This window comes from Massiliimicrobium timonense, assembly GCF_002160865.1.
Lineage (GTDB): Bacteria > Bacillota_I > Bacilli_A > Erysipelotrichales > Coprobacillaceae > Allocoprobacillus.
Window position 1 is genome coordinate 47,105 of sequence record NZ_NFLJ01000004.1, and the last position, 25,797, is coordinate 72,901.

25 protein-coding genes are annotated in these 25,797 nt (G+C 30.9%); 9 read left to right on the top strand and 16 right to left on the bottom strand.

Going from position 1 to position 25,797, the window contains the following annotated elements:
• Positions 1-19: 19 nt before the first annotated feature.
• Entirely contained in the window at positions 20-568 is a 549-nt protein-coding gene (locus B5E75_RS02000; RefSeq protein ID WP_087357125.1) for a DUF4351 domain-containing protein, read from the bottom strand.
• Positions 569-586: 18 nt separating this feature from the next.
• Entirely contained in the window at positions 587-931 is a 345-nt protein-coding gene (locus tag B5E75_RS02005) for a hypothetical protein (protein WP_087357126.1), read from the bottom strand.
• Positions 932-1,162: 231 nt separating this feature from the next.
• Between B5E75_RS02005 and B5E75_RS02010 the strand changes: the two genes are divergently transcribed.
• Positions 1,163-1,885 carry a metallophosphoesterase family protein gene (locus B5E75_RS02010; protein ID WP_087357127.1) on the top strand — a complete coding sequence of 241 codons (723 nt, stop codon included), beginning with the start codon at positions 1,163-1,165 and terminating at the stop codon, positions 1,883-1,885.
• Positions 1,886-1,896: 11 nt separating this feature from the next.
• Here B5E75_RS02010 and ybaK read toward each other — a convergent pair whose 3' ends face one another.
• Complete coding sequence (gene ybaK / locus B5E75_RS02015; RefSeq protein WP_241146603.1) at positions 1,897-2,367, bottom strand: Cys-tRNA(Pro) deacylase; 471 nt, start codon at positions 2,365-2,367, stop codon at positions 1,897-1,899.
• A gap of 95 nt (positions 2,368-2,462) precedes the next feature.
• On the opposite strand from ybaK, the gene B5E75_RS02020 reads away from it, so the two are divergent.
• The 5 genes from B5E75_RS02020 (at position 2,463) to B5E75_RS02040 (ending at position 7,253) form a co-directional block, all read left to right on the top strand.
• Positions 2,463-3,053, top strand: a complete 591-nt coding sequence (locus B5E75_RS02020) for a hydrolase (RefSeq protein WP_087357129.1) — start codon at positions 2,463-2,465, stop codon at positions 3,051-3,053.
• 103 nt (positions 3,054-3,156) lie between these two features.
• The gene (locus B5E75_RS02025) at positions 3,157-3,846 is read left to right on the top strand and encodes a TVP38/TMEM64 family protein (RefSeq protein ID WP_241146604.1); all 690 of its coding nucleotides are present in this window, start codon (positions 3,157-3,159) and stop codon (positions 3,844-3,846) included.
• Positions 3,847-3,921: 75 nt separating this feature from the next.
• On the top strand, positions 3,922-4,635 hold the full coding sequence (locus B5E75_RS02030) for a response regulator transcription factor (RefSeq protein ID WP_087357130.1): 714 nt from the start codon (positions 3,922-3,924) through the stop codon (positions 4,633-4,635).
• Entirely contained in the window at positions 4,632-6,743 is a 2,112-nt protein-coding gene (locus B5E75_RS02035; protein ID WP_087357131.1) for a sensor histidine kinase, read from the top strand. Before B5E75_RS02030 ends, B5E75_RS02035 begins: the two co-directional genes overlap by 4 nt.
• A gap of 90 nt (positions 6,744-6,833) precedes the next feature.
• Positions 6,834-7,253: a DUF2871 domain-containing protein gene (locus B5E75_RS02040; protein WP_087357132.1), complete on the top strand. Its 420-nt coding sequence runs from the start codon at positions 6,834-6,836 to the stop codon at positions 7,251-7,253.
• A gap of 10 nt (positions 7,254-7,263) precedes the next feature.
• Here B5E75_RS02040 and B5E75_RS02045 read toward each other — a convergent pair whose 3' ends face one another.
• Positions 7,264-8,271 (bottom strand): YeiH family protein, encoded by a 1,008-nt coding sequence (locus tag B5E75_RS02045; RefSeq protein WP_087357133.1) that lies wholly within the window; start codon positions 8,269-8,271, stop codon positions 7,264-7,266.
• A gap of 108 nt (positions 8,272-8,379) precedes the next feature.
• Here B5E75_RS02045 and B5E75_RS02050 point away from each other — a divergent pair, with 108 nt between their 5' ends.
• Both B5E75_RS02050 and B5E75_RS02055 read left to right on the top strand, forming a co-directional pair.
• On the top strand, positions 8,380-9,246 hold the full coding sequence (locus B5E75_RS02050) for a LysR family transcriptional regulator (RefSeq protein ID WP_087357134.1): 867 nt from the start codon (positions 8,380-8,382) through the stop codon (positions 9,244-9,246).
• An 11-nt stretch (positions 9,247-9,257) separates the two neighbouring features.
• Positions 9,258-9,536: a DUF1294 domain-containing protein gene (locus B5E75_RS02055; RefSeq protein ID WP_087357135.1), complete on the top strand. Its 279-nt coding sequence runs from the start codon at positions 9,258-9,260 to the stop codon at positions 9,534-9,536.
• Here the strand turns inward: B5E75_RS02055 and B5E75_RS02060 are convergent.
• From B5E75_RS02060 to B5E75_RS02070, 3 genes are all read right to left on the bottom strand, one after another.
• Entirely contained in the window at positions 9,491-10,060 is a 570-nt protein-coding gene (locus B5E75_RS02060) for a GrpB family protein (protein WP_087357136.1), read from the bottom strand. The two genes, B5E75_RS02055 and B5E75_RS02060, sit on opposite strands and share 46 nt — an antisense overlap.
• A gap of 71 nt (positions 10,061-10,131) precedes the next feature.
• Positions 10,132-10,722 (bottom strand): RDD family protein, encoded by a 591-nt coding sequence (locus tag B5E75_RS02065; RefSeq protein WP_087357137.1) that lies wholly within the window; start codon positions 10,720-10,722, stop codon positions 10,132-10,134.
• A gap of 44 nt (positions 10,723-10,766) precedes the next feature.
• A complete protein-coding gene (locus B5E75_RS02070) occupies positions 10,767-11,489 on the bottom strand; it encodes a glucosamine-6-phosphate deaminase (protein WP_087357138.1) in 723 nt (240 codons plus the stop codon).
• A 289-nt stretch (positions 11,490-11,778) separates the two neighbouring features.
• On the opposite strand from B5E75_RS02070, the gene B5E75_RS02075 reads away from it, so the two are divergent.
• Entirely contained in the window at positions 11,779-13,143 is a 1,365-nt protein-coding gene (locus B5E75_RS02075) for a PTS sugar transporter subunit IIC (RefSeq protein ID WP_087357139.1), read from the top strand.
• A 96-nt stretch (positions 13,144-13,239) separates the two neighbouring features.
• Here B5E75_RS02075 and B5E75_RS02080 read toward each other — a convergent pair whose 3' ends face one another.
• The 9 genes from B5E75_RS02080 to B5E75_RS02120 form a co-directional block, all read right to left on the bottom strand.
• Positions 13,240-14,031, bottom strand: a complete 792-nt coding sequence (locus tag B5E75_RS02080) for a MurR/RpiR family transcriptional regulator (RefSeq protein WP_087357140.1) — start codon at positions 14,029-14,031, stop codon at positions 13,240-13,242.
• A 105-nt stretch (positions 14,032-14,136) separates the two neighbouring features.
• Complete coding sequence (locus B5E75_RS02085; protein WP_087357141.1) at positions 14,137-19,959, bottom strand: lamin tail domain-containing protein; 5,823 nt, start codon at positions 19,957-19,959, stop codon at positions 14,137-14,139.
• Between the two features lie 385 nt (positions 19,960-20,344).
• A complete protein-coding gene (locus B5E75_RS02090) occupies positions 20,345-21,940 on the bottom strand; it encodes a hypothetical protein (protein WP_087357142.1) in 1,596 nt (531 codons plus the stop codon).
• On the bottom strand, positions 21,921-22,649 hold the full coding sequence (locus B5E75_RS02095) for an ABC transporter ATP-binding protein (protein WP_087357143.1): 729 nt from the start codon (positions 22,647-22,649) through the stop codon (positions 21,921-21,923). The genes B5E75_RS02090 and B5E75_RS02095 overlap by 20 nt, the downstream gene beginning before the upstream one ends.
• Positions 22,650-22,712: 63 nt before the next feature.
• Positions 22,713-23,354 (bottom strand): SdpI family protein, encoded by a 642-nt coding sequence (locus B5E75_RS02100; RefSeq protein ID WP_087357144.1) that lies wholly within the window; start codon positions 23,352-23,354, stop codon positions 22,713-22,715.
• A complete protein-coding gene (locus tag B5E75_RS02105) occupies positions 23,351-23,620 on the bottom strand; it encodes an autorepressor SdpR family transcription factor (protein WP_087296879.1) in 270 nt (89 codons plus the stop codon). The genes B5E75_RS02100 and B5E75_RS02105 overlap by 4 nt, the downstream gene beginning before the upstream one ends.
• 130 nt (positions 23,621-23,750) lie before the next feature.
• Complete coding sequence (locus B5E75_RS02110) at positions 23,751-24,020, bottom strand: phosphocarrier protein HPr (RefSeq protein WP_087357145.1); 270 nt, start codon at positions 24,018-24,020, stop codon at positions 23,751-23,753.
• A 195-nt stretch (positions 24,021-24,215) separates the two neighbouring features.
• The gene (locus tag B5E75_RS02115) at positions 24,216-24,620 is read right to left on the bottom strand and encodes a hypothetical protein (RefSeq protein ID WP_087357146.1); all 405 of its coding nucleotides are present in this window, start codon (positions 24,618-24,620) and stop codon (positions 24,216-24,218) included.
• 119 nt (positions 24,621-24,739) lie between these two features.
• On the bottom strand, positions 24,740-25,792 hold the full coding sequence (locus tag B5E75_RS02120) for a class I SAM-dependent methyltransferase (protein ID WP_087357147.1): 1,053 nt from the start codon (positions 25,790-25,792) through the stop codon (positions 24,740-24,742).
• Positions 25,793-25,797: the final 5 nt, after the last annotated feature.

The following is a 25,797-nucleotide window of genomic DNA, read 5'->3' on the forward strand; positions in this document are numbered from 1 at the left end:
ATTACTTTAAAACTTTTCTTTATTTCCCTAATAAAATCTTTTTAATATCTTCCTCTTTTTCTATATCAAAAATATGTAACGTTAAAGAATTAAGTTGTTTCTTGTTGCTTCGTTTAATTGCTTTAATAGTATCTTTCGATAAATTTCCAAACTTTTGTGTAAGTAGTTTAATAAGTGTCGTCATGATTCCTTCATTTCGTCCTTTTCTTTCTGCCTTTCTGCTTATTCCTAATACATAGTCACTCATATTCGTTGCCCCTTTCTTTTTTTCAATCAACTGATAAATACGTTCATCATGAATCAGTGTTCCTAATAGACATGCCACTTCATGGCTGACTATAAACTTTTCTGGTACCTTCTTCTTTGCATAAAGAACCTTCAGTCCTGTAATCAGATCTTTATTGTCCTTGTTTTGAAATCTTGTTTCATCCAGCTTTACCATTTCTACCAGCGGATGAAATTCAACATTCATGTAACGTCTTAAGTGTCTGATACTTCGATTCATCATCTGCTTATAGCTTCTGGCGTAGTTCCATTTCCTTTCACCATAATAAATAGCTAAAGTCATGACACCATTGATTCTTTCCTAAATGTTCTTTTCATAGATATGATACTGTCTAAGATAGCTGAGATAATCATATTCCATGATTCTTTGAAACATCCTTTTATCTGCATAGGACTGATGTTCCAGTCCAATGATGCATTGCTCTCCATTCAGGCTCACCAGAAGCAGATGATCTCTTGTACGCTTGATTGTTTGTCCATTAGACAAAAAAACACCACTGCTGCTGGAATCAAGGATGATGATATCCTGAGTATCCATTATCATTTGTCCGTCAAAGAGAACAACATTCAAAAAATCAGCCAGACGTTCATGATTGAGAAAATAGTTGTAAATGCGTATGTCAAAAAGATTCTTGAAATCCATCATAAAATAACCCTCCTATTATATATATACGCATTTTTTTGACAGATTTCTTTTTTTACTTTCAATTTTTTTATCTTTATAGACATTATATCATATAAATTGCTTAAAGCATATAATATTATTTCTATCTTTTCCATAAATAAAAGTATTTGTTCCCTTTCATCTGCATATTTTTATAAAGTTTTATGCTAGAATGATAGAAAGATATATTTTTAAAGAAAGTGAGGAAAACATATGTCAAGAATTTTTATAACCGGTGATACACATGGTTCGTATGATATGACAAAATTATCAAGACGACATTTTCAAGAAGGAAAAACACTGACAAAAAATGATTATGTTATTATTTGTGGTGATTTTGGATGTGTATGGGGTGGTGAATTAGAAAAATCGGACAAATGGTGGCAAAACTGGTTAGATGAACAACCATGGACGACACTCTGGATAGATGGCAACCACGAAAATCATGATTTACTTCAAACTTATCCTGTTGAACAATGGCATGGGGGTCGTATCCATAAAATCAATAACAGTATTTACCACCTTATGCGTGGTGAAGTTTTTACTATAAACGATAAAACAATTTTCACATTTGGTGGTGGTTATTCTACTGATCGTGCTTATAGAAAAGAGGGTGTTTCTTGGTGGAAAGGTGAATTACCAACTCATGAAGAAGTCAATTATGCCTTACAATCATTAGAAAAATACAATAATCATGTAGATATCATTTTAACTCATGATGCCCCTCGTGACATCAAAGAATATTTAGGATTTTATAATCTTTGTGATATGAGTGTTTATGGAGAAGAATATGAAGACATTCATAGCACCTTATATTTTTTTAAAAAGAATATTGTATTCCAAGATTGGTATTTAGGACATTATCATATAGATAAAGATATAGGCAATATGCATATTTTATATAATGAAATTATTGAGATAACTGATAAAGAATAACAGAAACCCTGTTATTCTTTTCTTATGACATCTACACACTGTCCATTGACATAAGCTATTAAATTTTTAGGATTTAAAATCACTTGAATTCCTCTTTTACCAGCACTTACAGCGACCTTGTCTAATAATAATATGTCTTCTTGAAAATAAGTAGGAAACTTCTTCTTCATGCCAATAGGCGAACATCCTCCACGTATATAACCTGTTAATGGCAACAAATCTTTTTGACGAATCATTTCCACACTTTTATGCCCACTCGCTTTAGCCAATTTTTTAAGATCAATTTCTTCCATGACTGGTATACAACATACCAGATAATCATTTCCTGAATGTAATACAAGTGTTTTATAGATTTCCTCTGGTTTTAAATCAACTTGCTCAATGATATGTTTACCAGACAAATCATTTTCATCATAATCATATTCTTTCGTTTTATAATAAATATGCTGATAATCAAGCAATCTTAATACATTTGTTTTCATTTTCATCAACCCCTTACTATCATTTATTATACAATAAAACATCATAGCGAAAAACAGACAATTTTGTTATACTAAAACAAAGAGGATGTGAAAATATGACAAATAAAGAAAGATTTATTGAAATCTATAAAACAAAGATTCATCGTGATGGAAGTGAAAAATTATTAGAATTTCTTATGTCTAAAAATTCAGATTTTTTTGAAGCTCCAGCCAGCACTCGCTTTCATGGAAGTTATGAAGGTGGATTATTAGAACATAGCTTAAATGTTTATGATTGCCTATTAGATTACTTATCAAGGGAACGCGTACAAAAAACATATCATCTCAATTACAGTGAAGAATCAATTGCGATTGTTGCTTTACTACATGATTTGTGTAAAATTAATTGTTATAAGAAGGGAATACGTAACGTTAAAGAAAATGGACAATGGACACAGGTTCCTACCTTTGAATATCATGACACTCTCCCCTATGGTCATGGTGAAAAAAGCGTTTATATGATTAGTGGCTATATGCGTTTAAAAAGAGAGGAAGCTTTTGCGATTCGATATCATATGGGTTTTGCGGGGAATGAAGACGCTAGAAATGTTGGAGCAGCATTTGAAATGTTCCCACTTGCCTTTGCGTTATCCACCGCGGATATGGAAGCAACTTACTTTATGGAAAGTCAGTCATCATATTTGTAAAACAAGCACTGCTTGTTTTTTTCTTTAGAAATTCTTTTCTTTTTTTACAGTTTCTATTTTCATTTTTTCGTTCATACTATCATTGACAATAGGAGTGATAGATATGATTCATCAAATACAACAACACAAAAAAGAATTACTATTTATTTTCAAATGTATTTTGATTATGGGTATTCTCTGTTTCTTTTTATATCAACCCATGATGCAAATATTTGAAAATCCACAACTGTTAAGAAAACAACTTCAAAACTATGGTTTATGGGGACAAATCTTTTTGACATGTATTATGATATTACAAGTCATCTTTGTTTTCCTTCCTGGAGAAATAGTAGAAATCATGGCAGGTTTTATATATGATCCTATTCATGGATTAATGCTCTGTTTAATAGGTTGTGCTATAGGTTCTTTTCTTATTTTTACTTTTGTCAAAAAATGGGGACAACCTTTTATAGAACATTTTATAAGTAGAGAAGATATGAAACAAGTCCATTTCTTACATAATCCTCAAAAACGTAATACACTTTGTTTTCTCATCTTTTTTATACCCGGAACCCCTAAAGATTTATTAACTTATCTTATACCTTTAACAGAAATGAAAAGATCAACATTTTTATTCATCACAACCATTGCAAGAATTCCATCCATCATTACTTCTACTATCGGTGGTCATGCTTTAGGTATTGAAGATTATATGTTTTCAATCATTGTTTTTACAGTTACAGGAATCATTTCATTGATAGATCTATTCATTTACAATAAACTCAATAAAAAGACATTATCCTATCATCTTTAGAATTTCTTTCGTTTTATCCTCTACTTTTCTTTGATAATTTCAAGTATAATGTATGGAAGTAAGGGGGATTATAAAATGATTGATAATATATTGATTGTAGAGGATGAAATTGAAATAGCTGATGCGATTGAAATTTATTTAAAGTCACAAAATTATCATGTTTTTAAAGCACATAATGGTGTTGAAGGTTTAAAAATCATAGAACAAGAAATAATCCATTTAGCTATTGTAGATATTATGATGCCTATTATGGATGGTATCCAAATGACCATGAAAGTGAGAGAAAAGCATGATTTTCCTATTATCATGTTATCAGCTAAATCTGAAGATATTGATAAAGTCACTGGTTTAAATATTGGTGCTGATGATTATATGACAAAACCATTTGTTCCAATGGAGTTATTAGCAAGGGTTTCATCACAATTAAGACGTTATCACAAATATTTAGAAGCCACATCAACTCAAAAGAATCAAAACATTTATACAGTTGGTGGTTTAGAACTTAATTTAGATACCAAAACTGTCAGTGTTGACAATCAACCAATCAAAGTCACTCCTATTGAATTTAAAATCTTAGAATTACTGATGGCTTATCCCGGTAAAGTTTTTTCAGCCGAAAACATTTATGAAAGTGTCTGGAAAGAAGACGCTATTAATACTGATACTGTGATGGTCCATGTTCGTAATTTAAGAGAAAAAATTGAAATTGATCCTAAACATCCTCAGTATTTAAAAGTTGTCTGGGGTGTTGGATATAAAATTGAAAAACAAGGCAGGGATGAACAATGAAAATAAAACAACATATTGCAAGTTTCATACTTTTAATCATTCTTTTCATTACTAGTATTGGAACTTATTTATGCTATCCTCTTATCAATCAGGCTATCCAAAAATCTAATTTTGAAAAAACGGATATTTCAGATTATGTCACATCTCATCTGGTTGAGTACAGTTATGCATCTGACTTTTTATTAAAGCAAAATCAAGATCCTTCAATTTCACTTCTTGATTACTACCAATCACCTCCAGATAACTTCAATGAGTCTTATTATGATTTTCAATATCAGATAGAAAATAAACTCGATGAATTTTATCAAAAAGAAGATATTTTCTTTCATATTATCAACAACCAAACACAGCAACAATTTTCTAATACCAAAGATTCCATTGCTCAAATATCTACAAATAAAAATCTACAAAAGAAATATCAATGGTATATGCAAGTCCAATTCAATGAAAAAGGTATACCAAGCATCATTTCTACAAGTGATAATGAATATAACATCTATTCATTAGATTCTCTTTTTTCTTACACACAAACTTATTTTGATGAAAACACACAAAAAGATGTCACTTTGCATTATCATCCTTTACAAAACATCACAATCACTTTAGCTGTCAGTGATCAATTGCATATGACAAGCCCTATTGGTTCTTATTTGTTGAATACATCTCGTAGTCAATTACATCTTTATTCATTTCCTTATATTTTTACAGCTATCTTCATTTGTAGTATTGTCACTTTATGTATTCCTATGAAATATCTTCTACAGAATCGCTTCTTGACTTTTGTCATGCGTATTAAATTCGCATTTCTAGCTATTATATGGATAACATTAGCCACAATCATGTATCTTGGCACTGCTATCATACTCTCTGGAACAATTCAAGATCAATTTCCGTACTTTTTCCAACAATTTGGCATTGAAGCTATGGAACCTTATTTAACACCTCTCGTCAATATTATTTATTTCTTCATTTTCTATTTACTCTTTGTGATTTTTGCTTATTTCATTAAATATCTTTTCCACAAAGGTTTGAAAGCTTATTTTAAAGAGAACACGTGTACCGGTTGGATCATCACGCAAGGATATGGATCAATGAATAAGGTCATTCAATTTGATTTAGAAGATTCTATCAACAAAACTGTTTTAAAGATTGTTTTATTTAATATGCTCATTATTGCTGGATGCTCTTTATTCTTTGTGTTTGGTATCTTCTTTGCGGTTGTTTATTCTATCATTATCTTTATTTTAATCAGAAAGAAATTTATTGATATTCAAACAGACTATCATACACTCTTACAAGCAACAAAACAGCTTTCTCAAGGGGATTTTGATGTTCAAATCAATCAAGATATTGGTATTTTTAATCCTTTAAAAGATGAATTTGTACACATTAAACATGGTTTTGAAAAAGCCGTTGAAAAAGAAGTGAAATCACAAAAAATGAAAACAGAACTTATTTCAAATGTATCTCATGATTTAAAAACACCTTTAACTTCTATTATTACTTATATTGACTTATTAAAAAATGAAGATCTTCAATCCCATAATCAAAAACATTATTTAGAGATATTAGAAAGAAATGCATTAAGATTAAAGAATTTAATTGAAGATTTATTTGAAGTCAGTAAAGCCAATAGTGGAGATATTAAATTAGATTTAGTGGATATAGATATTATATCATTAATTAAACAGGCACAACTAGAATGTCAAGATAAATTAGAAGAAAAAGAACTTATTATCAAATGGAATATAGCCCAAGAAAAAATCATGTGCCATTTGGATAGTTCCAAAACTTATCGTATCTTTGAAAACTTGTTTATGAATATCAGTAAATATGCTTTAGCACATACCAGAGTCTATATTGATATTATAGAAAAAGATAAGCACGTTTCTATTATCTTTAAAAATATATCTGAAGCAGAAATGACTTTTAATGAAAATGAAATTGTGGAGCGTTTTGTACAGGGTGATAAATCTAGAAACAGTCATGGTTCTGGTTTAGGTTTAGCCATTGTGAAAAGTTTTACTGAAATACAGGGTGGTCAGTTCCATGTAGAACTTGATGGTGATTTATTTAAAACTGTTATTACTTTTTTACAATCTCAATAGAAGTTTTCGATTAGAAAACTTCTTTTCTTATGCATCAGATTTGACAAACATCTTCACTATCATTAAGATAGATAGACAGGAGGATAGACTATGAAAAAATTAATCAATACAGCCATGATCTATATGATTCTAGCACTTGTGATGGGTGTCTTTTATAGAGAGTTCACAAAATTTTATCAATTTACCGGAATAACAACATTAAGTGTGACACATACACATTTGTTTATTTTAGGTGTTTTTCTATTGCTGATATTAGCTCTCTTTCTAAAAGATGATATCCATTTATATCAAAGTTCTTTATTTCAAAAATTCTTTATTTTATATAACATCTCTTTACCATTTTTTATTGTCATGTTAGTAACAAGAGGAATTGTAGAAGTTCTTAATATTCCATTATCTCATTCAATGGACGCTATGATTGCTGGTATCGCTGGGTTATCCCATATTTTACTTACTGTTTCATTAATTTTATACTTTATAATCTTAAGAAAAAAAATCTATTCAAAATAGATTTTTTTCTTTACCCCAATAATAACGCAATAAAAATCAATGCTAATATAACCTGTGATGTTCCTGTTAAACATCCATAAAGCATAGCTTTTGGTCCTTCTTTCATTAAATCAGCAAATTTCACACGCATTCCTATGGCTGCTAAAGCAATAATTTCAAATTGAGTACTTATCATTTTGGCTGCAGCAGAAAGAATAACAGGTACAAATCCACTACTATTAATAAGACTCAATATAAAAAATCCAATAACAAACCATGGTACTTTTGCTTTTACCTTTGATGCTTTGCCTTCTTTTTTAGCAAACAATGGCTGATTCTCATCAAGATTCATTCTGGCATATGTTAAAGCAACGACAACCACAAAAATGATTCTGACGATCTTAAAAATTGTTGCAAACTCTACAACTTCTTGATTGACTAAAGATGCTGAAGCAATCACTTGACCAATGGATTGTAGTGTCCCACCAATCATAGCTGAAGTATGCAAGGTTTCATGATGATATAACAAACCAGTGACAATTGGTAACACAACCATTAAGATGGTTCCAGTCACATTCACAATCGTAATAGAAATTCCCTTATCTTTACTATCTGCTTCCACAATAGGAGATACCGTACCAATGGCTGAAGATCCACATACAGCATTTCCAGCACACATTAATAAGGAAAATTTCTTGGTGAATTTTAATCTTCTTCCTATCAAATAACATATAGCAATCGTACATGTCATCTGCAATGCAATAAATACAACACCTTGAAAACCAATCCCCATAATATCTGTTAATTGCAGTGTCAATCCCGTTAAAACAATTGAATATTCTAACAATCGACTCTCAGAAAACTTTGTTCCAACATTAAAAATATCTTTGTTTAAAAATGTATTTCCGGCAATCATCCCGATACCTATCGCAAATAAAGCAGCACCAATACTTGGAAAAAATTTAGCAATCTGTTGAGCAATCAAACCAATGATGACACAAACAATAAATCCGGGTAATATTTCTTTTATCTTATTCATTTCTTTCTTCTCCTTCAACGAAGCTATATTACCATATTTTACCTATAAATAATAATTATAATATTTTATTTATCATAAGAATATATTATAATAAATAAGGTGATTTGTATGATTGATGATAAAATGAGAACATTTATTGAAGTTGTAGAATGTCAAAGTTATACACAGGCAGCCGCCCATTTGCATATAACCCAACCTGCTGTGACACAACATATCAAGGCATTGGAAGAACATTATCAACAAAAGTTTATTGACCGTACACATAAATCTTTTCATCTGACAAAAATGGGAGAATTACTCTATCACTATGCCAAAACACAAATGCATAATGAAAAACTCTTTGAAAAGCAATTACATGATATCCGTCCTTCCTTAATCATAGGTTCAACACTATCTATTGCTGATTACTATATTCCTCATATGATTGCTAAAAAAATAATATTAAAGAATTATCATTGTGAAATTGTGGTAGCCAATACACAGACACTGATTCAAAAATTAATTAATGGTGAAGTGGAATGTGCTTTTGTGGAAGGTCAGTTTGATACAACATTATTTGATTATCATTTACTTAAAAAAGAACGATTTATCGCTGTCGCAAGTCCTTATCATCCCTTAGCACACCAAACTATCACTTTTGAACAGCTTTTCCCTTATCCATTATTTATAAGAGAAAAAGGTTCAGGCACACGTGATATATTAGAAAACTATCTTCATCAGACAATCTATTCTCTGTCAAGTTTTTCACAGCTTGTTGAAGTCGGAAGTTTATCTATGATAAAAACAATGTTAATGGATACTCAAGCAATAACTTTTGTTTATGCCGGTGTTGTAGAAAAGGAAATAAAAAATAAACAGCTCATTGAGCTGCACATTGATCATTTTGATATCTTTCGTCCCATGCATTTTATTTATCTTCAATCCCATATTCATAAAAAATATTACCAACAGCTATTTCATATGTTAACACAATAAAGGAGATTTATATGATTTATTTATTATTAATGACAATATTGGGCTGTATAGTCATGAAAATAGACAAATATAAAGCGATTCATCATCGTTATCGCATCAGTGAAAAACTGATTTTTATCATTGCTATGATTGGTGGAAGTTTAGGTGTTTGGATGGGCATGTATCTTTTCCATCACAAAACAAAACATTGGTATTTTGTTATAGGAATTCCACTTATCATTTTTATTCAATTCATCATAGCTTATCAATTTGACTGTTTTTCTTTTCTTGCAGCATCCATAATTTGTTGAACAACATCACTTTTCGCATCAGCATAATTTTGAACATATTTCCACTTCTTTTTTGCTAATGTTTTTTTCGTATTTGCATAAAGTTCTCTCGCTTCTTGATGTGCTCTTAAATAATTTCTAAAAAGAAGATATTTTTCAATCTCTTTTGAACCTTGAGAAAAAACATGTAAATGAATATCCGTGTCCGGTCCTAGAAACATATGATGATTTTCAAAATCTGGTTCTTTTATTCTTAAAATATAACCATGTGACACCAAATCAACTACATAATCTTCTTCCTTTCCAGCATCTTCAACAACAAGTAAAATATCAATAATTGGTTTAGCAATCAAGCCCGGAACTGAAGTTGAACCAATATGCTCAATCATTAATGCTTTGTCTTTTAAAATTGTTGAAATTCTTTGCTTCTCCCTTTCAAATAAAATAGACCAATTTTCATCATAAGGCTTTAAAACAATTGTCTGGTTGTGCTCCACCTTTCCACTTACAACCACTTTTTGAATATACTCATCACTTAATTTCATTTGAATCACTCCTTATTCATATCATTGTACACTCTTTTGAATCAAATAAAAATAAGATTCGTCTTTGAATCTTATTTTTCACTTACAACCACTGTTTTAGCAATCTTATCATGAAAAGCCTGTGATAATGGCTGGAAATAGGCATAAACAATCGAAGCAATCGTCAACCCATAAGCAATATATTTTAAAGGATCAACAAGTGCAGTCAATCCAAATAAAGGCAACATACGTCTGATATAAGTCGCAATAATGATAATTCCCCCTTCTAAAAAAGTTGAACCAATTAATTCTCTTATCATAATAGAAAAAGGTTTTACAGGACTTCCATCAACTTGTACAATTTTAATCTTACAAATCTTTTTACCAATCGTTTGTCCTTTCCAAAATATAGGTATAAGAACATAATAAATGATTCCAACAACAATACCAAACACACCTAAAAAGAGTCCTATCTCAAAATCATAGTTTTCAAGTTGAAACATAGATGCCTTTAAATAATCACCACCTCTAAAATAAAAGGTAATAGGAATAACTGCAATCATCTGAGCTAAATACCAATCTATAATCATCGCAAAAAAACGTCGCATTCTTACACGCAAAACATCATAGTTACGAATCTGTTCCTTTTTCTTTTTTTGATTTCTTTGTTTTTTCTTTGACATGACATTATCTCCTTAAAAAGCAAAGATAGTGAATATTCACTATCTTAAAGTCTTTGATAATCTTTCATATCCAATAATGATGCTGCATCTTTGTCACAGATAACAGTAAAATTTGGATGAAGTTTCAAAACTGTGGCAGGTAATTCATCAGTGATTGGTGAATCTAAAACTTGTTTTAAGATTTCTGCTTTATGTTTACCATTGACAATCATTACCAAATGTTTCACACGCATTAAACTCTTAGGACCCATTGTTAATGAATATGGTAAATCTGGCTTATCTGGATAAGTTGGATTGACAGCATTCTTTGTTTTTCTATCCATGATATAAGTATAACTATCCATAGGTGTACATCTTGGACAATTACTACAGAAATGTCCATCCCATCCTAAACCAATCAACATCACATCAATGCCACCTGCATCACGAATTTCCTGATCATATGTTTCCCAGTTTTCCATTGTTGTGATATGAATCTTCTCATCTGGAATATGAGCATCTCTAAAGAATAAATCCTGCATTTCTGTCCAGTTAGGACCTGGTTTATCTTCATTGATGTATGGTGCTTCATCAAAAAGATAGTATTCTACATCTTTGTATTTTTCCTGATCTCTCACTTCAGGAATCATCATTTGATACAAAGTCTTAGGAGAACGACCACTTGTTAATGAAATATTAACACGTTTATCCTGCATCATTGCTCCTAAAAGAATGTGCATAGCACTTTCACTCATTTTTTGTTCATTTTCTTCAATAATTAATTTCATATTCTTTCTCCTTGATTTATATTTTTATCATCAGTCGAAAGAGAATATGACTCACACACACTTTTATTATAATATGAAAGAAAGCCCTGTCAAGAAAATTTCTTTTTTCAATCATAAAAAAGAAAATAACAAGGGCTTTATGAATCACACACAATATAATATTATAAAACTTTTTTCAACATAATACAATTCATTTCCACAATTTGGCACATTTTTCTATCATTTGGAATTTTGTTGTATGCGTTTTCAAATAATCTATATAATAACTCTAAAGAAGGGAGGAAATTTTATGAATTTCATGGAAAAATTCAATGATTTAGCGGAACGTACCTTAATGCCGATTGCGACTAAACTTGGTAACCAGCGTCATCTTGGTGCCATTCGTGATGGTATGGTTGTTGCGATTCCACTATCAATCTTAGGTGGTGTGTGCTTGATCATTTCAACGCCACCATTCACACCAGATACATTACCTCAGTGGGGATTTATTACTGATATGTTAATGGGCTGGTATAATTGGGCACAAACTTATAAAGCAGCCCTACAAGTTCCATATAATATGACAATGGCATTAATGGGACTTTTCATCGCATTCTCTATTTCATATCATCTTGCAAAAAGATATGAAATGGCAACATTAAACGCAGCTGTTGTTTCTACTGCAGTCTTCTTGATTGTCAGTGCTCCATCTATGTCTGCTGTGGCAGCTTCATTGATTAGTGATGGTGCAACTGCTGAAGAATTATTAGCATCAGCAAGTATGTATATTCCAACCACATATCTTGATGCTAAAGGAATTTTTACAGCCATTCTCGTATCTATTGGATGTGTTGAAATCATGCACTTTATGTTAAAGAAAGATATTCGCTTTAAAATGCCTGAAGGTGTTCCACCAGCAATCGCATCTTCATTTGATGCTATTATGCCATTATTTGTATGCGTTGTTATTTTCTATGCTATCTCTTTAGTGATTCAAAACTTTAGTGGTGAATTATTACCAAGTACAATTATGACAATTTTAGCACCTGCTATTTCTGGTTTAGATTCACTCGTTGGTATCTGTTTAATTACAATCATTTCACAGATCTTCTGGTTCTTTGGATTACATGGTGCAAGTATCACTCAGCCAATCAGATTACCTTTCCAAAATATGTATTTGATTGAAAATATTACTGCCTTTACAAATAATGAACCTATCGTTCATTTCTTTACACAACCATTCTGGTCTTATGTCATTACTTTAGGTGGTGGAGGATCAACACTTGGTCTATGTATCCTCTTATTAAAATCAAAATCTGTTGAATTAAAAACACTTGGAAAACTTTCTATTGGTCCAGCTATATTCAACATCAATGAACCAATTATCTTTGGTTTACCAATGGTTTTAAACCCTTTGATGATGATTCCATTTATCTTTGTACCGGTTGTCAATTCAATTATTGCCTATACATTAATGGCATTGCATATTGTCGGAAAAGGGGTTATCGAAACACCATGGACAACACCTGCTCCATTAGGTGCAGCACTGGGATGTATGGATATTAAAGCAGCCTTTATGGTCATTGCCCTTATTATTATAGATATTGTTTTATATTATCCATTCTTTAAATTAATGGAAAAACAAAAATTAAAAGAAGAAAATGCAACTGATTAAATAAGATAGAGAATACACTCACACACACTTACATTTATCATCTTTAATCAGTCAAAAAAGATACTTCATTGACCTTTTCACAAAAGCATCCTTTGATCAATGAGGTATCTTTTTCATATGGGCATATTCAACACAAATAACATCAGCAATCATCATTAATGGATAGGGATGACTAGCATAATCATGACGACTATGATAATAAATATATTCATCAACATAAGGTATATCCAAATCATGACATGATGTAATCATATATATTTTAGGTTTGGTTTTCATGTTTTTAAACGGTTTGACACGTTCAAAAACACAATCAAAATAAGTGCCTGTATCTGAGAAAATAATAATTAAATCATCTTGATTGGCTTGTCCTATATATTCAGCCTGTTCAGTAAATTTGATACATGTAAAAATATGTTTACCATTCGTCTGTAAATCATATTGTAGATTTAAAGCAACATTTTCTGACTGCCTATATCCAAAAGCAGCCACATTTTTATATTGTGATATATCTTTCACAAGTTTTTGAATAGACTGTTCATCAATACTTGGTATAACAAGTTTTAAATTATCAATTACACTTGTAATATATGATTTTGCAGGTTGATGTGGATCGTATGATTGAAATTCATATTTGCCTTTTGTTGTTTCTTGAGATATTCCAAATTTAGCAATCTGATTTTTTAAAGCATTAAAATCACTCATACCTATATCTCGACAAAACCTTGAAATACTGGAATTAGAAACATAACAGCTTTTGGCTAACTGAGATACTGAACAATCCTCTAAATCCTCAATATTTTCAATAATATATTTAGCAATTTTATAGTTATTACTGCCAAAAGGCTCACTGTTAATCATAGAAGACAAAATAATCATTAAATTAAACATCTGCCATCACCCACTTTTTACTATTATATACCAAAAAAGCTCTCTTTGAAAAGAGCTTTTAAATTCTTTATTTATCAGGAATAAAACCAATTCCTTTTACCATTTTTACTTTTGAAATAAATCTTTGATTTTATTTTTTAATGTTAAATATGCAATACCAAGCAATGTTATAATGGCAATAAATAAATATCCTGCAAAATTCCCATAAAGGTCTGAAGTTTGTGGTTGTATAGATGATTGTACCTGTTGAATATTGTTTTGGCTTTGAATTTGTTGTGAAGGGTTATCACTTTGTTGTGGAGTGTTCTGATTAGGATTTTGCATTGGTTTATTTTCATCAGGAAGAGAAGGTTGACCTTGAGATGATGATTCTGCTTTGACAGTAATCACTCTTCTAGCCTGAGTAGAATAACCATATTCATCATATACAGTATAAGTCAATTCATAAGTTCCAGGTTTTGATGTATTCACTTGACCAGCAACCTGAATTTGAGATGTAATATCTTTTCCTGTATAATCCGTTGCACTCACACCCTTCATTGGATCAAATTCTTCTCCAACAGTAAATGTATTATCTGATGGTAAAATAATTGTTGGTGCTTTTTCTTCTTTGTTCACTGTAATATACTGCACATCCGTTCTTGTCAATCCACCATTTTCATCAGTAATTTCAGCATACCATCCTAATGTTTGATTGGCCAGATTATTTAATGTCAATTGTGCAGTTTGTCCACTTTCTACATTTTTAACTTCACCTAATACTTCACTTCCATAAACATCTATATCTAAAGATGAAGTTTCAAGACTCTTTGTCTTTGGTTCGATTCCCAATGCTGAAAAAGGAATTTCAAATTCTTCTTCTCCATTAATATTGGCGACATCACCAATATCAGTTTCATCTTTAGCATCATAATCATCTAATGAAGGTGAGTATGTACGAATAATAATTTTTTCACCTTCTAAATCAAAATGCATTAAACGAATATATCCCATACCACCAGCTTTTAATCCTTGATAATCGAATAACATCTGATAAACCGTACGATCTGCAACACCATCTTGATTATCATCAAAGTTTTCTACATTTGTCTGAGCGTTATGATAATGTCCTGATAATACCATGCAGACATTTGGATTCACAGCTACGACTTCATCATGGATACGTTGAGGTTCTTCACCCAAACCTCCACTAGCAAGTAAATATTCATGGAAGTTCAAAATAGCCTTACGTTCAGGATATTGTGCTAAGACATCATTCATCCATTGAACTTCTTCATCACCAATACCCCATCCCATGTAAATCATAATAAAGTCAATACCACCTACACTAATTAAATCATAATGTCCTCGATTATCTTTATAACTTTGACCATACCAAGGATTCTGATTATATCTTTCTTCTCCAAAATACTGAGAAAAACTTGTATAATCACCGCTTAAATGACCAACATCATGGTTACCAGCCAATACACCATAAGGCATTCCTGCTTCATCAAGCATTTTATAAGCTTTATCGGCATTTTCCCATTCAGGTTCAAGATGTTCATCATCAATAATATCTCCATCATGGAACATATATTGAATATTCATACGTTCTCTATTTGCGAGAACCCATTCATGAATATCTAACTGATACTGATATGAACCATCAACATCTTGTTCAGGATTACCATCATAATCTTCATTATAATATTGTGTATCACTTTCTACAACAAATGTAAAATCATAATCTTCGCGAGGAGTATCATCTTCATTAGAAGTTGTAATACGTGTTGTTTGTGAATCATATTGAGGTGGCGTATATCCTTCCCCATTTTGTATCATGACTCTTACTGATGAATCTTTGAGATAATCATTTAACTCTATTGATGCAGTTAATTCAATCTGACTGCCATCATAAATCTTTTGGGCATCTTGTAAATCCCATTCTTGAGTTGTGTGATTATAAACATACATAAATGTTTTGGCATTATTACTTTCACCTTCCCAATGAACTTTCATTGCATCCTTATTTGTAAATGAAGAATCAACCTTAATATCAAATTGCTGATATGGGAAGCCATTGGCAGAATTTGTTTCAAAAGACTGTTCATTAGTACCAGAAGTCTGACTCACACCTTGAGAAGCTTGAATATTTTGATCATTCAAAGTATATTTTTGGCCTTTCTTAAATGCAACATTCATAACATCATTTGTTGCATCACTCACTTGAACAGATAATGTAGGATCACCATGAATCACTGACCCATCACCTGGTGTGATTTCACCAACAGTAGCATTTTCTTCAGGAACAGTAAATGTTATTGTTTTGGTAGCCATATTCCCTACTTCATCTGTAGCAGTTAAAGATAAAACGTGTTCTCCAGCATCTAATGTCTTTGTATCAAATGCATAAGGCAATTCAATTGCTTGATTATCCAATGTTGCTAATAAAGAAACATTTTTACTTATAGCATCTTTAGCACTCGCTTCAATTGTATGACTTCTATATTGTGCATTTTCTTCCATATTTGTCATAATTTCAGGAGCCGTATTATCTACTATAAACTGTATAGATGATTCTCCAGTTTGAAGTGTATGCACACCATCTGATAACTTTGTTGTATCAAGATCATAACGTAATGAATCAAATGATGCTTCAGGAATATCAAATGTGACATAAAGAATTTCTATTTTACTTGTTCCATCTCCCATTGAAATTTCAGTTTGTGGAGAATAATTGTCCAATGTTTCTGGTTGATCTGGATGCCAGTTATCTGCAGTATGTTCAACTGCTCCAAGCCCCTTAACACCAGTATATTTTCCTCTCAAAGATGTACCATCAGGTAAAACAAGACGAATATTCTTTAAAACAAAATCATCGTTATTTTCAATATTATGTTCTAACACATTAGCTTTATTTCCAGCATGGAATGCAATTGTCACCTGTTTTTTATCATAATCAAAATATTTTGCATCTACATCATAACTATATGTCATCCATGAGTCATAAGTTCCTTCATTAAAGACACCTATTGAATCGTTACCTATAGAAACTGCATTTTTAAAGAAGACATCTGTCTGTGAAGCATCAAATGCAATTTTTGCTGAATTGCTAATAGATTTTTTGGCTTCACCTGTAATATCTTTACCATCAAGAATAAGGTTTTCTCCCGTTCCTATAATTTGTTGATTTTGTGATACCACTGTTTGATCATCAATATTGAAACGATCACCCTCAAGAGTTCCCTCTTCATTGTTTACCGTTTTCACATCAGTTGTTACTGTTTGATATCCATCACTAACAACAAAATAATATTCATAAGAAGATTTCCCAATTAAGTCAACACTTGCTAGAGTATAATTGAAAACATCTCCATTATTTCTTAAAAGATTATATTGAGTATATCCATTTGACTTATTATCTTTCATATATAATGATACAGTTTTAATCGTTGTCTCTTGTGAAGTTGCTTTGATTTCAAATGTAAAATCTTCATCTGTATGAAAAGTTGATGCTGTACGATCTTCTAAAACAGGTTCACTTACTGTATCTGGCAATACTGGAGAATATTGCGGTTTCGTATTACTATCAACTCTACCAGGTGTAGGCGTTCTATCATCACTCACTAATACAGACTGGAATTGTCCATTATTATATTGGTTTTGATAAACAATAGATTTGTCAGCTGTTGTATTATCAGTTCCATCCATATTATATGTTACATAATCAATCACGTCTTTAACATTAGTCGCTATTTTAATTCCTCTCGCTCCACTATTAGACATCCCACCACATGAAATTTCAATCAATTGGTCATCTGAAAGATTTGTTCCCCATTTTCCATTAAAATTATCTTTTGTTAAAGCATCATTTGTACCATTTTTAATCCAGAAAACAAGTGTTTCTCCAGATTTTAAAATCTTATCTTCGTTTGTTTCCCACCAAATACTATCACTACCACTATCTGGATAATTATAATAGAGCTTATAATCTTTCAAATTTATATCCTTATTAGAGTTATTATAGATTTCAATAAATTCATACGCATCTGCACCATCTACATTAGAAGTATCTGGAATAACTTCAGTGATTGTTAAGGCTGGTGCATTTGTTACATCGACTTCTCCACTTTGAACTGGAATTAAAGATGATGTATAAGTAGCTTGATTGACTCCATCACTGATTGTGACTTTATAAGTTATACTGTCATAATTTTTAACAGCATTATATGCAATTGTCCCTTTTAAAATATCATTGTCATATGTAAAGTTAATTGTATCAATGAGTGTTTCTCCACTATAAATATCTGCAGTTGCTGTGAAAACTTTTTCTAGATTTGTCTGAATCGTCATTTCATAATCTTGAAGATTTGAAACCACAGATGGTGCATCAATTGATACAGTAGGATTCTCTATCACATCAGGGCGTTGATATTCTCCAAAAACTTGATTAGAAACATTTCCTACAGTCTGTTCACCATCATAATGAACAACTCCTTTAGAGTTTTCATATGTTACATAAATAGACTCATTTTCATCTATTTTCTCATTAGAACTATCTTGTGCATTATATTCTGCACGATTTAATTCTAAACCTGTCTGTGAAGTAATCTTCATTATACGAGACCCAGAATTTGATAAACCATCACTTTGTACTGTTGTCAGATCTTTACCTTTTTCTAAAGCTGTTCCATAATTTTTATTGAAGTCGTTCACTGTATAATGAGCACTTATCACTTTTTCATTTTGAATCCATACAGTTAAAGTCTTCTTTGCTTCTAATTGAATATCATCTTCCAATATCCATTCAGTTTCTTTAGTTCCATTAACATAAATAAAATGATAATCTTTCAAATCTACTGTCTGATTACTAGCGTTATAAACTTCAAAATATTCAAATGCATCAGAGCCATCCACATTAACAGTATTAGGTACAAACTCAGTCAATAATAATGGTGATTGATATTTCACTGAATCTGTTGTCTCTGCTGTAATTGTCTTATTAGATTTTAATTCATTAACTCCATCAGTTAATTCAACTGATAACTCAAAAGATTCTAACCCACTTAAATCTGATGCAGGAATAGAAACAAAAAATTCACCATTATCATAAGTCATATTATATGACTTATTATTTATAAAGGCTTTTGCTTCTAATATAACAGAAGTTAAGTCTGTAGTTGCTTTCACAACATATGATGCATTTGGGTTAAATGTCTCATTAACTAATAGACTAACTGCTGCATCTTCATCCTTATTAACGACATAATGGTCATCTAATGTTTGTTCATCTACCAATGATCCTGGCGTTGGATCTCCATCATAGCCAAGTGTCAATTCTTGAATACGACCATCCTGATATTGAAATGTAATCCCCTTTTTTGTCTGGGCCTTTGCTTCTCCATCATTATAAGTCATAGAATTAATGACTTGCTTAGTATCCTTGACAAGGACTTCCATTGAACGTTCTTCAGAATTACTAAAACCATTCACCGATTCATTTGTTTTCACAATATTTACTGATTCATCAGTAATGTTATAGTAAGAGCGGAATTGATTTTCATCAAGTGAGTCACTTTCACTATTACGTACCCATACAACCAGTGTCTTCCCTGCTTCGATTGTTGTACCTTCAGGGATTTCCCATAAAGTATGCGTACTTCCATTAACATTTTGAATAAGATAATTATCCATATCTAAAGTCTGATTCGTTGTATTGTAGAGCTCAATATATTCAAAAGCATCTGTACCTGATGCAGTTTCCATATCAGATTGATGTGTATCAGCTACAATCTCACTAATCATCACTGGACTTATAATTTTTGAAGCATTCTTTGTAAGTGTATCTGTTGCATGAACAACAGATAATGCATTCAAATTCATTGATGATGCCACAACAAGAACACTCATACTACTACCAATTAACTTTTTAGCTTTTTTTCCCATTTTGTTTCCTCCATTTATAAACGGATTATAACAAAACAGCTTCTAAAGATTGTTAATGTCAGGTAAAAAGTACATTAATAGTTTTTAATGACATCAAAACATTGATTTGAAACCACCTTATCCACTATATGAAAGCAATTTATTTCATGCTAGATTAAAATAATATAAATTGCTTTTTGTTGATTAGCACATTCATTATTCTTGCTTTAATATCATAAAAATGACTTACATTATAATTATGAGTGCAATTAGATTGTATAATGTATTTCCATAATCTCTATATACAAAAAAACGACAATGATGATCGTAATTGATATTCATTGCCGTTTTCTTCTTTGAGATGATTTTACGATTATTTATCTCGTACAGCCTTTTATTCTACTTTTTATATATGTTCAAATTGTTGTATACCCCACGTTTGAATTGTCTGATAAAGAACAACATCTAAAATAATAACAATCATAATCACACTATACATATAAGCTGTAATAGAGAGAATATCAACTAACCATAGTCCATACACCATTGCAATCACAACAGCTAATCCCATTGAAATAAACATCGTTAAAACAACAGGTAAACTCTGTTTCACACAGACTGTTTCATTAACCCAGTCAAACTTAGGCTTCCATAAATTGAGTAATAATCCTAAAAAATCAATCAATAGTGTAAATAAGATAGGAACAACCAAGACAAGTAAGCTATCAATCATTCCAATACCTGTCACATAAATCAAAGCGACAGAAAGAATTAAACCACCGGGAATACATAAGAAAGCATGCATAGCTAATTTTGAATTTAAAATATCCTGTGTTGTTATTGGAAGTGACTTAATAATCCAGAAACGATCTCCTTCTAAAGAAATAGAGGATGCACTGATCATATTTAATGATGATACTGCAATAACCATTAAACATAACACTGGAGTCATATATTCTTGAATCTGAGGAATAGAAGCAATCATTTGAATTTCATCTTGATAAATCAAGACAGCTCCCGCAGCGATGATACAAAGAATAATACCCATTGCTCCATTCAACATCACCATCGCATTAGAAGTAAAATGTTTGATTTCTCTGATGACAAGAGCTTTAAACATTGTATTTTGTTTCATTGGTTTTGCTTTATAAATAACTTTTTTCATCTTAGGTTTTGAAGTTGCCATTTTCGTAAAGTTCATAGATAATAAATAAATCACAATAATAAATGGCAATAAGGCACAAATAAGATAAATCACAAAGCTACCTATATTTCCCTTAGTTAAAGCAATGCTTAAATGATATAATGGAAAGACTGTTTTTTCAATCGCTTCAGCAATACTCTTACCATTTTCAACAAGCCATACAAGATATGTCTGTAAAGAGTTCACAGCATACATATATAAACCAAAGAAACCGACAAATAATACAATAGAAATAACCGTTTTGAAGCGATGAATTTTGACAAGCACATGAGCTAAAATCCAGCTAAATAAACAAGATAACGCTAAAACAAACAATGGTAGTGTCAAAACAACAATAATAAACATAAAGATTTCAATCATCGTCATACCGACATTAGTGATATAAACATAGAAAGCTGGTATCGCAATCAAAGACTCATAGACATAATTTAAAATCAAAATTGTAAACACACGACTCAATAAAATATCACTATTTTTAATAGGCATAGCCAACAACAATTCATTATCTTTAGCTTCATAAATTTCATGATGTGTTAAGAAAATACTTCCTATAAAGCAAAGCAAAATAATGAATAATGCCATTAAAGCAAAGTATAACCATTCAATTCCCATCATTGCAAATGGTTCAATCAAAGAATAAAACAACATCCCAAACATACCAATAAAGACAACACCTACATAAACAAACAATAAACCAAGTAATATCAGTTTTCCAATACTGTTTCCTTTTTTCTTAGAACTTTTTGTTTGTCTTAATAAAATACCCTGCAATCTAATCTTAATGAGCGTCATTAACATTGTCATCATCCTCCAACTCTAAGAAAACATCTTCAAGTGATTCATCACCAATTACATCTTGAGTCTTTCCACTGACAATCAATTTTCCTTGTTTAATAATCGCAATACGATCACATAACTTTTCAGCCACTTCCAAAACATGTGTTGAAAAGAAAATAGCACCACCACGATCACAATGATCACGCATGATTTGTTTTAATAAATGTGATGCTTTAGGGTCTAATCCAACAAATGGTTCATCCATTAAAATTAATTGTGGTTGATGTATAAAAGCTGAAATAATCGCTAACTTTTGTTTCATCCCGTGTGAATAAGCACTAATAGGTTGAGCCAGATCACTTGTTAAATCAAACATATCCCCATATTGAGAAATACGTTTTTCTCTTTCTTCCTTTGATACTTGATAAACATCTGCAATAAAATTCAAATATTGAATACCTGTTAAATATTCATATAAATCAGGATTATCTGGAATATAAGCCATGATTTTCTTACATTCTAAAGCATGTGTTTTCATAGACTTTCCATCAATGATAATCTCTCCTTCATCAAAAGGCATAATCCCAGCAACTGCTTTTAATGTTGTCGTTTTTCCAGCCCCATTATGACCAATAAAACCATAAATATGACCTCTTTCAATATGCAATGATAAATCATCTACTGCTTTAAATTGATCATATTTTTTTGTTAAATGTTCAATCTTTAACATAAGATATCCTCTCTTTCATTAATTATTAATATTATTTATATTATAATTTTATATCTTTAATATTTACTCGTCAATATTTTGGCTACACTTTCTAAATAAAAAATAAGAATACACATAAATAAATACAGTCATACCTATAATACTAATCATCAATACCAGATAAGTGTAAGAAAAATGTACTAATGCACTTATACCATTTATGAATCCTATCAATATAAAACAATAGCCACTTATTTTATGTGTCTTTTTCCAGACATACTCACTTGCTAGTGTCCATGGTGTTTTGACACCAAAGAAGTAATTTTGTGGTATTTTAGGTAAATAATTACCCATTCCTATTAATAAGACAGACACTAACAATAACACAAACTGTTCACCATCTTGTTGGGGATTAAAAGCTGAATATTCAAAAAAAGCAGCAAGAATCAAAAAGAACACTGTTAAACCATATTGAAAAAGGCGATATGTTTTCTTTCTTTTTTCCAAATTCATTCTTTTAGGATCAATATGCTTTGTAAGTGTCATCCCATAATAGATGGCCATTGGTATAAAAGCCAAAATCAAAAACATATAACGACTGCCATAACCATCAATTTGCCAGTTTTCATCCCAATGTAAAGGGACTGTATCTGGCATCAAAAAGACAGTCACTACCAAAAGAAAAGTCACTCCCCACAAGATTCCATCAAAAACTCTTATTCTCATTTTTCATCCCCCATATCAATAAAATTCATAAACCACTTCATTACTTCTTGAAAAACAGACATATCAATACTATAAACAATATTTTGTCCCTGTCTTTCATCAATGATCAAACCACTCGATTTCAAAATAGATAAATGATGTGATATAGATGGTTTTGTCATTTGAAAACAATCTGCAATTTCTCCAGCATTTAAAGGTCTATCCTGTAACAATTCTAAGATTCTTCTTCTCGTTGGATCACTTAACGCTTTAAATGCATCACCCATATCTCTCCCTCCTTTAATATTTAGACATTTTTCTAAATATCTAAATATATTGTATCACATTTTATATTCATGTCAAACAAAAGAAAAGAACTATACAAAATGTATAGTTCCATGTATTTGAAGCCTTATATTATTCAGCAACTTTTTGTTCTTTAATAACTTTAGCAATTGATGCGATTACGTCTTTTTCATCGTCACCTTCAGCTACGATTTCTACAGTAGCTTTAGTAGGAACACCTAAAGACATAACACCCATAATTGACTTCAAATTAACTTCTTTACCATTGTAACATAATTTGATATTGCTAGTAAATTTGCTAGCTTGGTTTACTAAGATAGTTGCAGGTCTAGCATGTAATCCAACTGGATCTGAAACTACAAAAGATAATTTTTCTGCCATCTTATTGACTCCTCCTTAATAATTTATAGTCTTATTATAACACATTTGAATTACTTTTCCATACATTTTCAAAAGAAATTAATACGCTTACATAATATTTTTTTGTCAAGTCTTTTTTTATATTTTTTATATCTATTTAGCCTATTCAAAAAACTGTGATATAAACAATAAAAAAGCAATTTATACTTCTAATTATTACCCATAACCACCATCTTTCCACTGCCAAATACCATCTGCATTTTTACATGCAATATACATATAATCACTATAATAGTGATTTTCACCAAGTGCTGGATGAACATTAAAGAAACGTGTTTTAAATTCCAAATAAACAACGATGACTTCTTGAATATCTGTATCCTTTTGAAGATACGATTGTTCCGTTTCATGACTGATATCTTCATCATAATAAACACTATAAACATCTGCTTGAGCATTCGTATATTCATCAATAGCCATATCCATAATCTTTTCTATATCTTCTCTTTTGTGTGTCGTATTATAACGTATCTCCTTTTTTGTTTCGATTGGTTTTTTCATAAAGATGGCAATCAATATTACCATCACAATAAACCCTAAAATAATACCTTTATTTTTCATATTCATCATCCTTTGCCATTTCATAATACAATAAAGATATGAACATCTCATGTAAAAAATATGAAAATGAAATGAACATCATTGAGATAAAAAAAGAAAACTTACGATGAAGTTTCCTTTTAATACATTTTTTGAGCCACAACTAAAAATTGATGCGTTGTCATTTCAAAATAAGAATGTTCTTTAATTTCTTTTAATGCCTGTAAATAGAAAACTTGATATCTATTAACATTAGCAAAATCTGGTGAAACCTTTGTAAAATACTGATAAATAGCTTGAATACTATGAAAACGAATAGTTCCATAATCTTCAAATTTATCTACAATACGCATTCCAATGCTCTCTAATGTTTGAGCACAGTTTTGTGCATCCCAGCTTCCTTTCATCTGGAAAGGCATATAAAGACGAACAAATTCTTTTAAATTTTCTGTTCCATGTTGATTGACAATGAAGTAGCCACCTTTTTTTAAAACTCTAAAAATCTCACTTTTATCATAATTACATTTTTGACACATCACAATATCAATTTTTTCATCTTTAAAAGGCATTTTCCCTGTTGGTGTTAAAGTTGTCACTTTTACAGACAGATCATCTGTAAATTCACTTTGAACTCTTTGTGTGTCCGTATAAGGTTCAATCACAAACATGGCTTCTGTTTCACCTTTTAACTGACTGGCAAACTTTCCAGCATCCACACTCATGACTGCCAGATGATCTTGTGATTGGATATAACGTCTTAAAACATCTTCTTCGTGATAGCTAGGAGATGATAGTGTATAATCATTTTCTAACTGAGTACTTGGTGAAAAATGTTGTAATTCATTTTGTAGTAAATGAGCATCTTCTATTTGACGACGACATCTTTTTTTGCTGTATACCATAATGGCATACTGTACAACTGCATCAGCTACAATCCCCATTGCTAAAAAGAGAACAAAGTAAACAAACCAGCTTAAAGTAAATAATTCAACTGGTGATGATATAAAATAACAAATCAAACAAAGAAAAACCATATATCCAACACGATTATAGCTAAATGGTTTATCTAAAGATAAAAACCAGTTGATATTATTGGCTTTTTCCATTTTACTTCTTGTCAATTCAAAAAAGACAAGCTGCATCAAAAACAACACACCTATAAAAATCAACAATAATACAATCAAATATTCCATATTTA